We start from the raw sequence: 10,628 nt of genomic DNA, 5'->3' as shown, positions 1-10,628 counted from the left end.
CTGCCTATATTTTAACACAATGAAAGGAACCTGCGAACAGATTCCTTTCCATTTTTTTCTTAAGTTTATGATGTTGATCTAAGCTGGTGGATGCGATTGATGTGGCAAAAGCGACAAAGCAAATTGTCATGCAGAATATAGTGATTGCCCTTGGAATTAAGAGTGTGTTCCTGATTCTTGGCGCTCTTGGTATTGCGGGAATGTGGGAAGCTGTATTTGGTGATGTAGGCGTTACCATAATTGCTGTTTTGAACGCAATGAGAATTTTGAAAAAATAGGAAATGAGGTGGGAATGTGAAACGAAAACTGATTCTGTTAGTTGTTACGATTGTTTTTCTTGTAGGTTTTGGTGTCATATTACATTCACCGCCTTCTATGATTGATGCAGTCACAGGAGCAACACCGAAGTCAAAAAAGGCGGCTCAAGCCTCCGCACAGTTGGAAGGCTCTTATGTTCTCGGTATTAATATGATGTCAGATGGTCTCGACAACGAGAACACCCGGAATAAATTAAAAGAATTGGCACTGGACGATTCGGAAACAAATGAAACAGATCTCATGAAAACGGACATTAGTTTTCGGTTATATGTATCTGAGACGGATTATCCGCTTGTCAGTTATGCTAAGAAACTCTGTGACAGGTTGAAACAGGCCGGTTTTTTCGTAGATCTGAAAGAGTACAGTAACACAATGATGCTATCAAGAGTGGTAAGTGGAAAGTATGATGTATTCCTGGCATCGGATGATTTTATTGACGTTACAACGCTAACACAGATGGACTATATGATCATGGACAGCGAAGAAATGAGGTGAGCGGGAATTTATGAGAAAATGGAATACGATTTTGTCTGTTTTAATGCTTCTCATTTTTATGATTCATGGAATCATGGGCAGCTTTATGCTGAACGGAGTTGGAAGTAGTGCAGGGAAACTTCTTGCATGGGTTGGTGTTGGTATTCTTGTTGTGCATACGGTGATTGGTGTCATCCTGACAGTTCAGAGTTTACAGACAGCGAAGCAATCAGGAAAAATGTATCTGAAACAAAACGTCATATTTTGGGCGAGACGAGCCAGTGGGATGGCAATAATGATTCTGCTGTTATTCCATATTGGCTTGTTTGGAAAGGTGCAGAATGGGACATATATTTTGTTCCCTTTTACAACGGTAAAGATGGTAACTCAGCTTTTGTTCGTAGCGGCAATCTTTGTCCATATTTTTATCAATATCCGCCCATTGCTCGTATCACTGGGAATCATCAGTTATAAAGAACGAAGGAGTGATATTTATTTGATCCTTTCGGTGCTTCTTCTTTTTATAGCGGGAGCGGTTATTTTATATTATATTGGGTGGCAATATCTATGAGTAAGACAATTGTTATTATAGGTGCTGGACTGGCAGGACTTTCAGCGGCTTTGCAGGCAGCGGAAAATGGATGCAATGTAAAACTGGTTTCCTTCCTTCCGTCAGAGCGGGCACAGTCTGTTATGGCGGAGGGCGGTATCAACGCAGCTTTGAATACAAAAGATGAAAACGACAGTCCCGAAGAACATTTTACAGATACAATAAAGGCAGCATGTGGTCTGGCAGATCCAAATGCAGTTTGGGGAATGACACAGGCAGCACCGGAGCTGGTGCACTGGCTGCTAAAACTTGGAGTTAAATTTAACATGAGTGGCTATGATGATGTGGATCTGCGGAATTTTGGCGGGCAGAAAAAGAAACGGACTGCTTTTGCACAGAGCGATACCGGGAAGCAGATCATGACAGCTATGATAGACGCTGTTCGCAGGAAAGAAGCATCTGGTATGGTAGAACGGTTCAGCCATCATTCTTTCCTAACACTTCGTCTGTGTGGCAATATTTGTTGTGGCTGCGTAATCAGGGATGAATACAGTCAGGAGACTGTGGAATTACCGGGGAATGCGGTTATTGTTGCCACCGGTGGTATGCACGGATTGTTTGGAAATACAACGGGTTCGCTGAGCAATACAGGAGAAGTCACCGCAGAATTGTTCCGGCTTGGTGTTCCTCTGGCAAATGGCGAGATGATCCAGTACCATCCGACAACTGTGAAATGTGGTGGAAAACGCATGCTCATCAGCGAGGCGGCCAGAGGGGAAGGTGGCAGGTTGTTTGCCATGAAAGATGGAAAACAATGGTATTTCATGGAGGAAAAATACCCGGAGCTTGGAAATCTGATGCCACGAGATATTACCGCCAGAGAAATATGGAAGGTCAGCCATGGATCCGAGGTATTTCTTGATATGACGGAAATATCGAAGGAGGTCATTTCAAATAAGCTGTCTGGCTTAGCAGATGACTGCATGACATATCTGCATAAGGATATCCGGAAGGAACCGGTGCCTGTTTTGCCAGGAATCCACTACTTCATGGGTGGTATTCTTGTGGATGAACAGCACAGAACGTCGATTCAGAATCTTTATGCTGCCGGGGAATGCTGTGCCCAATATCATGGTGCAAACCGTCTGGGTGGTAATTCCCTGTTGGGCGCATTGTACGGAGGACGTGTTGCGGCAAAATCAGCATGCGAACAGGCAGATGTAGTAGATCTATCTTGTGCGACACAGATAGATTTTCCACCAACGTCTCAAATTTCAGAAATAAAGCAATTAAACAAAGTGATGCAGGATACTATGGGCGTTGTCAGAAATGAGAATACGTTGTTAAATGGGATTCAAACGGTACAAGCGCTGACAGGAAATCTTCCATTGCTTGGCATGGCAGTTCTAAAGAGTGCTCTTGCAAGAAAAGAAAGCCGTGGTGCACACTGGCGGGAGGATTATCCGAAGAGCAATGACGATGATTACCTTAAAACAACGGTAGCCAGATTTGATGGAAAGCAGATACAGATTTCCTTTGTACCTGTTCCAGAAAGGCGGTGATTCACTTGGTATATAAAATAAGAATCAGGCGGCAGGAGAGTCAGAAATCAGACAGTTATTGGCAGGAATTTGAGTTTGACGGAAGCAAAAACAGCTCTGTTGCCAATGTTCTAAAGGAATTGAACAGTAGAACACCTTTGAAAGATGATTCAGGGAATATAGTTACTCCCATCAGCTGGGAATGTAGCTGTATGGTGCGAAAATGTGGGGCTTGCGCCATGCTGATTAACGAACGTCCGAGGCTGGCATGCTCTACATTTCTACATACGTTAAAAGGTTCTACAATCACCTTGGAACCTTTAAGCAAATTTCCGCTTGTAAGAGATTTGATCGTTGACCGGTCAATTCTGTTTGAAAATTTGAAAAAACTGAACCTTTGGCTTGAAAGTGAAGCTTATATGAATCCGTGGACACATGAACCGAGATACCAGTCGGCACGCTGTCTGATGTGTGGCTGTTGCCTTGAAGTGTGTCCTAACTTCTCTGCAAATGGGACTTTCGCAGGCACTGTTGCTGCAGTCAACGCATTTCGGATTCTGAATGAAGAACAGGAAAGCACTCATTTGAATGAGATTTCTGCTGAATATAAGAAGAGATTTTTTGAAGGATGCGGGAAGTCGTTATCTTGTCATGATATTTGTCCGATTGGTCTGCCTGTGGAAGAACTGCTTGTAAGGTCGAATGCAGCGGCTGTTTGGGGCAAATAAAATGGATGATAAAAGCTATAATGAATGTATGAAGAGAATCAAAAACTTGATTCTCTTTTTTAAAATGCATACATTGACAAATATCTATGTATATATTATATTGAACATAGACAATGATCAATGTGATGTGTCAATATGAATGCAATGGATGTGGCTTTGATATGCAAGGCTTTGGGCGATGCGAACCGGCTGGAAATTGTACAGATGCTGTCGGATGGAGAAAAGTGCGGGTGTAAACTTTTGGAAAGATTTGAAATTACCCAGCCAACTTTATCCCATCATATGAAGATACTGGTAGGATGCGGCCTTGTGAATGATCGTAAGGAAGGAAAATGGCATCACTATTCTTTGAATTGTGAGACATTGATGAATTACAAACACTTTATAGAATCCCTTACTTGCCTTGGATGCGGTGACGGGGATTGTTGTAAATAATTTAAGGAGAGCAGATATCATGAAAAAAGAATCAAATTCAGGAATTAGTTTTTTCCAGCGTTACCTGACTGTAACCTGCCAAACATCAATCTGGGGCAGTTGCAGATAATTCTCGCAGCAGCGGGCTTACTTTCTGTATTAGCAACGGTTAGCTGTATGTTGTTCCTGTCTGCAAAATGTAAAGACACATTGACAGTTTTGCTGATCTCTATCGTAGTTCTTCTCATGCCGCTTTTTGCTTATGTGGCGATGGGAGCAACATGGCTCTCTACCATACTTCCATCTGCCGGAATTGGTATGCAGAACAATTTCCTTTATCAGCTTGCAAATTTCAATTATCTGAATATCGGTGGAATGAGTTTCTGGACACCGCATGTTATTTTGATTTCGGCAGGAATTGAATTATTTGTGTTTACATTCTTGGCGATTCATTCCTATTGCAGACATCAGGTAGCATAAAAGAAGTTCAAAATAGAATGAATTGATTATCTGCCGCATGACGGCAAAAGAAAAACCAGACAATTTAGAACGGCGACTTTGATTTTCAGAGCCGCCGTTTCTTTGCGTTTATACAAACCTATGATGAATTTTCCGGAAATATTGTAGCTAATAGTTATTTAAACTGTTGTATTTGTTTAAAAATTAAAAAATATCTAATGATTCTTCCGCATCTACCCACATCTGCAAATTTCCATCAAGATATAATCTTGCATATTCAAGAGGATCATCAATGGCGAGTGCGTTTAATGCACAGTCTGATCCTGATGTGGTTTTTAAGTCCTTTTCAGCTTCCCAACAGTCAATGCGGAGCATATAGCCAACAGAGGTATAAACATCAATACTGTTGCGCTTGGGATTGTATTCTGCAAATATTGTTCTCATCGTATCAAATCTCCTTATCGTTAAATCAATCATTTGTTGCAAAAATCAGAAGCATTTCAATCAGTTCACCATGTCACTTTTATTTTGTGTTATACTGTTTTATAGGATTTTCTTGCCCTTGTATTTGCCCTTATCAGAGTTCGTAAACACTGGTGGGACAATATAACACAAGGGAAACAATAAGGGAAAGCTCACCAGTGATAAATTCAGTGTTTTCAAGGGTTTGCGGAGAATTTAATAACAAAATATAACAGTTATTAAATCTCTTAAAACAGGTGAAATCTCAATCGGAATTGCTAAACGCAGATCCTTTCAAGATGGTTCCTCAGAATCACAAGCGAGTATTCCAAACGTATTTCAAAGCGAAGTTATAGATTAAAACTTTGAGTAAGGTGAAAGAACAGCAATATGATGAATGAGTTGTTCGAAGTTCTCCTTGCTCCAAAAACGGGGATGAACGAATCCATGCATAACTCTGTTTCGCCCGTTTTCATCGTTGTTTACTTTTACATATTTGAAATATTTCTTTGTTTCTTCCAGAACCTTGACATATTCCTGATTATTTTGATTTTCTGCTATTGCCAAAGAAATCAACTTCATGCCAACATTGACCTTAACTGGTTGCCCATTACGATCGAATAAAGGAAGTCCATAGTCGGAGGTTGTAGTTCTAATCAGTTCTTCCAAATAGGAATACGCAAAGGGCGTAAGTACGGAGAAGGAATCAGGGAATTTCTCGTATATTCTTTGCACTTCTCCCCAATCAGGAGCCCAGTTCCAAAAATGTGCGTAATCTATTATTTGATTGAAATCTTCTTGCAGTGCCATAGAATGACCTCCTTCTTATATTGAAATGTATAATTTTATTGTAGCACGATTGGCTGTGGATTCAATATCACTTATGAGATAGCTGTGTTTTTCATGGATACAGCTTTTTCATGGGCTACAGTAGGATTATACAATACATTTACAAGAAGTATGAATATTGCAAAGGGAAGAGGTATAGATTTTAATTTTGCTGATGGCATGATCTGTGACTGGAAAAATGAAAGGGAATATAGGTTGTTGGGGTATATCTCACACATGAGTGAAAACATAGCGGATGGTTACCTACAATGATTTCATTAAGGATATGACCATCATAAGCAAAAAAGTACAGAGACGTATAACTGTATAATATACTTCTCTGCACTTTTTAGCTTATGAGATATATTTATTTTTCCTTATTTTCTGGTGGAACGTACTCCAACAGATCCTCGATCTTACAATTCAATGCACAGCACAACCTGGCTAAAACAGCGGTATCCAGCCGTGTTACCGTTCCTTTACAAAACTGGTTGAGTTGGGTCCTTTGCATTTCGGCGCGGTGAGCCAATTTGTTCTTACTGATGTTTTGCTTTTCTATCATTTCATCCAATTTAATCCGGATAGTTCCATAATTACGATCTTCCATATACCATTACCCTCAACTACAATATTATTCAGAGATTGTAAGTATAGGATAACTAATATATAATTGAATTATAAGTTGTAGAATCTCTACTGTAATTACTTGCACGCACTTATTCCAATGGGAGGAAATTTTGATTATGGAAAAAAGTTTATTCAACGAATTGACCTTGGAGCAAAAACAAAAATTACTGACATTGCCGGCAGAATTGAAACATTTCACTCAGACTCAATGGGCTGCAATATACGGGATCGTACCTATGACACAAGAACTTTTTGATAGTATTCAGTTGTAACGTTTGAAAGCAGGAGAGGAACTGGAATCTGCTGCCCTGGATACATTTCTGAAATCCCCTGAGTTTGCCCTTAATTACAGCAGTCGGCTCGAAAGTGCCTTAATCACTTCAAATACTATCTCTTCTGACGATGCAGAAGAAAATTTTAAGCAATTATATAAAAAAATGCGGCATTCTATATATGAGAAATTTCAATATGATATAGGCGCATAAGCTAAGAGAAATCAGGAATTTAAAAATTCTGACCTTCTTGTAAACATTTTGTCACATACGACATTATCTTATATAAAAAGACAGAGAACCCTCTTATATAATTACGTTTTGCCATATACCTAGATAATAAGAGAGTTCCCCGAATAATATTTTATCTATATTATTACTCATTCAGCTCTTCAAAGAAATCATTAAACTCACATTCAAAGATTTCCTTCATGGCCACCAGTTCGCTTACTTTAATATTCATCCGATTTGTTTCCAGCTTCGCATAGGTACTTTTGGAGATCTGGATCCCCATGAGATTCATTTTGGCAATCACTTGATCCTGTGTAAGCTTTCGGCTATACCGTATTTTCTGTATGTTCCCGCCAATGTTCATATCCGGTCTGAGTTTCTGCATGATATTCCCTACCTTCATCAATAATTCGTTATTAAGAAACTTTTGTATTGATAATAGCCGAGAAACTTCATATAATGTTTCGTGATAAAGAAATATTTCATGTAAAAAAATCACAAAGGAGAAAATGAATCAATGCAAAAACAAACCAAAACCCCCGTCTTCCAAAACAGTGACGGCACCTGGGGACACCTTACCAAAACCGTAAATCCACTTATCTACACCATCGAGTATGGCCGTCATACCGGGTTTTCATCCCGGGAAGAAGCAGAAGAGAGTTACCAGCGTTCCCTGGCTTCTTACCAGGACCAGCTGTCTAAACTGAAAAAAGAGCGGGATATGCCTTTTACCTTTTCGGAATATCTGGATTACTGGCTGAATGATGTGTGTGCTCAGGGTTCTAATGGCAGCCGTACACTGGTTCAAAAGCAATGGACCATAAACCTGATTATCCAGCCTCATCTGCATAAGGATATTCTTTTGGGATGTGTCACTCCCGATTACCTCAATAAGGTTCTGGAATCCTGCCAGGCTTACTGCTGCAACGGAGGCTATTATGCATATAAGCTGCTGCATAGTGCTTTGAAACACGCCCGCGTAAACAACTGTCTTCCGGATATAGATTTCCAGCAGATCCGGCACTATCCGGAGCCTCCCGGAAATCCGGTTTTCTATACCCCGAAACAGCTTCGCACATTCCTGACTGCCGCTTCCAATTCCAACCATTACCTGGAGATTCAACTGGCTCTTTTCTGTGGCCTGACACCCGGGGAAATCCTCGGACTGAAGTATTCGGATTTCAAGCAACAGGAACAGATCATCACAATCCAGAGGATCTGTACCTTGAACGATTCCGGGAAGAACTGCCAGTTAAAAAAACTGGAAGGGACCAAACAGAACCGAAGCTTAAAAATTCCGTCTTTTTTATTTTCGGAACTTTCTGCCCGGCGGAAAGAAAACAGGAAACTCCTGACAAAATATCCATCAGCTACAGGCTATAAATCTTATCTTTGTCTTGGCCCCACAGCAAAGATAAAGTCTGTTTCTACATTAGGAGCTGCTTTAAAAATGATCACCACAGAAGCGGGGCTTCCAAGACTGAACATGCGTGATCTGAGATATATGTTCGCCCGTTTTCTTCTCGAACAGGATTTTTCCCTTGAAGCAGTCTCTGGTATCCTTGGCCACACAAAACAGACTACAACACTGGCATTTTGCAACAGGATTCCATGTACGGATCCTGAAGTTGGTGCTGTCGTTGCAGGTTCCCTGGATCCGGTCCTTGGCGCTGGAAAAAAGGAGGGAAAAAACCTGTGAAAAAGAATGAACCCTATCTCCAGATGCCGGTAAAGGAAACCTTCCTTTATGGCAGGCTCATCTCCGGGAAATCCCTTGGTGACGTTATATACATAAAAGCCAGACGAAAATACTGTTTCCGTCTTTTACTTGTTTTTGAGTCCGGCGATGTGAAAATGGTACAGCGGACCACCTCTTCCAACAAGCAGCTGGCCCGCCAGGAAAGGGATGAGGCCCTCATGGAAATCGCAAACGGCAATTTCATCCCTTTTTCTTATACCGTGAAAGAGTTTTATGATTTCTGGTTTTACCATCATATGCTCGGACAAAAAAGGATCACTTATAATACCTACAACGCTTACCGGAATATCATAGAAAACTACCTGCTTCCCAAACTCGGCCATAAGAAGCTGGATGCGCTGCAGAGAAGAGACCTGGTAAAGGCATTGTCTGGTATTCCCCATCCGGGAGTATTAAGAACTGCGGCGGGTGTCGTCACGGCTTCCCTTTGCTATGCGCGGAAACACAACTATCTTTCCAGAGATATCTATACCGGGATCTCTTCCGAAGTAAAACAGCCATGCCAGAAGAAAAAAGTGGATACCCGGCAGCAGGTTTATACCGTGGAACAAGCTGCCCATCTTTTATATCTGTGTAAACAGCAGGAACCCATGATTTATCTGCCCATGCTCCTTGCCGTCACTGCCGGCCTGCGGATTTCTGAGATCACCGGACTCCGGTACAGCGATATTGATTTCCTTGGCAAGAAACTTTTTGTGGAACGCCAGCTTGGAAAGGACCTGTACATGGAAGTGGCGCAGGAGAGCAGACCGGTACTGTGCAGTGAACTTCCGCTGAAAACCCAAAACAGCAAAAGGACAGTGGTACTGGCTGATTTTGTCCTGGATGAGATTCTCCTGGAACGGCAGCGCTACGAAAAACGCAAAGCTTCTGATCCAGAGTTCCTGGATCTGGGCTACATCTGCTGCCATGAAAATGGGCAATGCCATAACCGCAGTTTTTATATCAAACCTTATAACCGCCTGATGGAACAGAGCGGGATCTCCCGGCTTCCCTGGAGGAAATTCCGGAATACCTATGCCACAATCCTTGCCCAGTACCAGGTCAACATGAAAACGATCTCTAAATGTCTTGGACATTACAGCCCGGATTTTACCAGCAGGATCTATGTAGCCTCCCAGAAACAGGAAACCTATGATATCTCAAAGATAATCGAAGAGTATGTGTTGGCCCATCATCTTTTATCGAAGGAACAGGGCTGCGTGGAACCGAAAAGGCAGTGCAATGTGGAACAGAAACCCTACCAGCTTCCCGATGCTCATGCTTATTGGAATTATTTTTATGATTAAAATCAGCTTTACATTTTATAATAAAATATCTCAGGAAACGGAACGTTTACAGTTAAAATCTCTCCCTGGATATCCGCGATCTGCTGGCAGAGGTTCAGCATCCGGTAAGGATTTGCATATCCGAAAAGTTTCATGATCTTATCAAACTGTTTTTCCCTTTTGATAAGATCTGCGAGATACATATATCTGAGGTCTCCAAGGGAGATGCGGGGCAGGCCATAGGACTGTGTGATCTTTTTCAGTCTGGTATTCAGTGTGGGAAGCGTCTTGACTTTTCCATATGGACCAAGGCACAGGGCGCCTTCTTCGGCCAGTCCGGGATATCTCAGAAGAATGCCCTCATTCAGATATCTCCGTTCCCTGATCTCATCAAATAAAAATTCCGGAACAGGCACAGTACGGTAATTACTGTCTGAACGGAGCTTTCTGCCACTGTATTTGAGACTCTGACTATTATCACCCCCATTCCTGTCAGCAGACACATAATTCCGTGCATGCAGCCCGCAGATCGTTACCGTGCCTGCCTCCAGATCGAAGCTGTCATATTTAAGTCCAAGGATTTCCCCGGGTTTCAGCCCGCAGTAAAGCGCCAGGGCATATTCCAGATAGTGGGAGGTGTTGTCTTTCTTTGCAGCTGATAATAAGCAGGTAAGCTGTTCCGGTGTATAAAGGACAG

General features: G+C 41.7%; 16 protein-coding genes and 1 pseudogene. 12 read left to right on the top strand and 5 right to left on the bottom strand.

Annotated elements, in window-relative coordinates; translation table 11 throughout:
* Nucleotides 1-77: 77 nt before the first annotated feature.
* The 7 genes and pseudogenes from AB5Z12_RS19925 to AB5Z12_RS19895 all read left to right on the top strand — a co-directional run.
* Nucleotides 78-278: pseudogene (locus AB5Z12_RS19925) on the top strand (cadmium-translocating P-type ATPase); the annotation flags it as partial.
* 16 nt (nt 279-294) lie between these two features.
* Nucleotides 295-813 carry a hypothetical protein gene (locus AB5Z12_RS19920; protein ID WP_055062590.1) on the top strand — a complete coding sequence of 173 codons (519 nt, stop codon included), beginning with the start codon at nt 295-297 and terminating at the stop codon, nt 811-813.
* A gap of 10 nt (nt 814-823) precedes the next feature.
* Nucleotides 824-1,363, top strand: a complete 540-nt coding sequence (locus AB5Z12_RS19915; protein WP_117855365.1) for a pilus assembly protein PilX — start codon at nt 824-826, stop codon at nt 1,361-1,363.
* Nucleotides 1,360-2,904 (top strand): FAD-binding protein, encoded by a 1,545-nt coding sequence (locus AB5Z12_RS19910; RefSeq protein WP_148462636.1) that lies wholly within the window; start codon nt 1,360-1,362, stop codon nt 2,902-2,904. Before AB5Z12_RS19915 ends, AB5Z12_RS19910 begins: the two co-directional genes overlap by 4 nt.
* A gap of 5 nt (nt 2,905-2,909) precedes the next feature.
* The gene (locus tag AB5Z12_RS19905; protein ID WP_148462635.1) at nt 2,910-3,611 is read left to right on the top strand and encodes a succinate dehydrogenase/fumarate reductase iron-sulfur subunit; all 702 of its coding nucleotides are present in this window, start codon (nt 2,910-2,912) and stop codon (nt 3,609-3,611) included.
* Between the two features lie 135 nt (nt 3,612-3,746).
* A complete protein-coding gene (locus tag AB5Z12_RS19900) occupies nt 3,747-4,046 on the top strand; it encodes a metalloregulator ArsR/SmtB family transcription factor (protein WP_005330972.1) in 300 nt (99 codons plus the stop codon).
* A 99-nt stretch (nt 4,047-4,145) separates the two neighbouring features.
* On the top strand, nt 4,146-4,505 hold the full coding sequence (locus AB5Z12_RS19895) for a hypothetical protein (RefSeq protein WP_243271376.1): 360 nt from the start codon (nt 4,146-4,148) through the stop codon (nt 4,503-4,505).
* A 183-nt stretch (nt 4,506-4,688) separates the two neighbouring features.
* On the opposite strand, the gene AB5Z12_RS19890 is transcribed toward AB5Z12_RS19895, so the two are convergent.
* On the bottom strand, nt 4,689-4,928 hold the full coding sequence (locus AB5Z12_RS19890; RefSeq protein ID WP_148462634.1) for a DUF6061 family protein: 240 nt from the start codon (nt 4,926-4,928) through the stop codon (nt 4,689-4,691).
* Between the two features lie 375 nt (nt 4,929-5,303).
* The gene (locus tag AB5Z12_RS19885) at nt 5,304-5,756 is read right to left on the bottom strand and encodes a hypothetical protein (protein ID WP_118583074.1); all 453 of its coding nucleotides are present in this window, start codon (nt 5,754-5,756) and stop codon (nt 5,304-5,306) included.
* Between the two features lie 93 nt (nt 5,757-5,849).
* Here AB5Z12_RS19885 and AB5Z12_RS19880 point away from each other — a divergent pair, with 93 nt between their 5' ends.
* Nucleotides 5,850-6,047: a hypothetical protein gene (locus AB5Z12_RS19880; protein WP_147343030.1), complete on the top strand. Its 198-nt coding sequence runs from the start codon at nt 5,850-5,852 to the stop codon at nt 6,045-6,047.
* Nucleotides 6,048-6,141: 94 nt separating this feature from the next.
* Here AB5Z12_RS19880 and AB5Z12_RS19875 read toward each other — a convergent pair whose 3' ends face one another.
* Nucleotides 6,142-6,381, bottom strand: coding sequence for a helix-turn-helix transcriptional regulator (locus AB5Z12_RS19875; protein WP_117854310.1), 240 nt, complete (start codon nt 6,379-6,381; stop codon nt 6,142-6,144).
* Nucleotides 6,382-6,517: 136 nt separating this feature from the next.
* Between AB5Z12_RS19875 and AB5Z12_RS19870 the strand changes: the two genes are divergently transcribed.
* Together AB5Z12_RS19870 and AB5Z12_RS19865 are read left to right on the top strand one after the other, a co-directional pair.
* Nucleotides 6,518-6,673: a hypothetical protein gene (locus AB5Z12_RS19870; RefSeq protein WP_173736628.1), complete on the top strand. Its 156-nt coding sequence runs from the start codon at nt 6,518-6,520 to the stop codon at nt 6,671-6,673.
* A 3-nt stretch (nt 6,674-6,676) separates the two neighbouring features.
* Nucleotides 6,677-6,886, top strand: a complete 210-nt coding sequence (locus AB5Z12_RS19865) for a hypothetical protein (protein ID WP_195590180.1) — start codon at nt 6,677-6,679, stop codon at nt 6,884-6,886.
* Nucleotides 6,887-7,049: 163 nt separating this feature from the next.
* On the opposite strand, the gene AB5Z12_RS19860 is transcribed toward AB5Z12_RS19865, so the two are convergent.
* Nucleotides 7,050-7,289, bottom strand: coding sequence for a helix-turn-helix domain-containing protein (locus AB5Z12_RS19860; RefSeq protein WP_118584335.1), 240 nt, complete (start codon nt 7,287-7,289; stop codon nt 7,050-7,052).
* Nucleotides 7,290-7,421: 132 nt separating this feature from the next.
* Here AB5Z12_RS19860 and AB5Z12_RS19855 point away from each other — a divergent pair, with 132 nt between their 5' ends.
* Together AB5Z12_RS19855 and AB5Z12_RS19850 are read left to right on the top strand one after the other, a co-directional pair.
* Nucleotides 7,422-8,603, top strand: a complete 1,182-nt coding sequence (locus AB5Z12_RS19855) for a site-specific integrase (RefSeq protein WP_148462633.1) — start codon at nt 7,422-7,424, stop codon at nt 8,601-8,603.
* Nucleotides 8,600-9,952 carry a site-specific integrase gene (locus AB5Z12_RS19850; RefSeq protein ID WP_148462632.1) on the top strand — a complete coding sequence of 451 codons (1,353 nt, stop codon included), beginning with the start codon at nt 8,600-8,602 and terminating at the stop codon, nt 9,950-9,952. The genes AB5Z12_RS19855 and AB5Z12_RS19850 overlap by 4 nt, the downstream gene beginning before the upstream one ends.
* 8 nt (nt 9,953-9,960) lie before the next feature.
* On the opposite strand, the gene AB5Z12_RS19845 is transcribed toward AB5Z12_RS19850, so the two are convergent.
* On the bottom strand, nt 9,961-10,628 hold a 668-nt coding region (locus AB5Z12_RS19845), incomplete at its 5' end, for a tyrosine-type recombinase/integrase (RefSeq protein WP_368368748.1).

This window comes from Ruminococcus sp. RTP21358st1_G6_RTP21358_211008, from assembly GCF_040908885.1.
Lineage (GTDB): Bacteria > Bacillota > Clostridia > Lachnospirales > Lachnospiraceae > Blautia_A > Blautia_A faecis.
The sequence above is the reverse complement of the archived record's forward strand: the minus strand, read 5'-3'. Positions and strand labels throughout refer to the sequence as shown.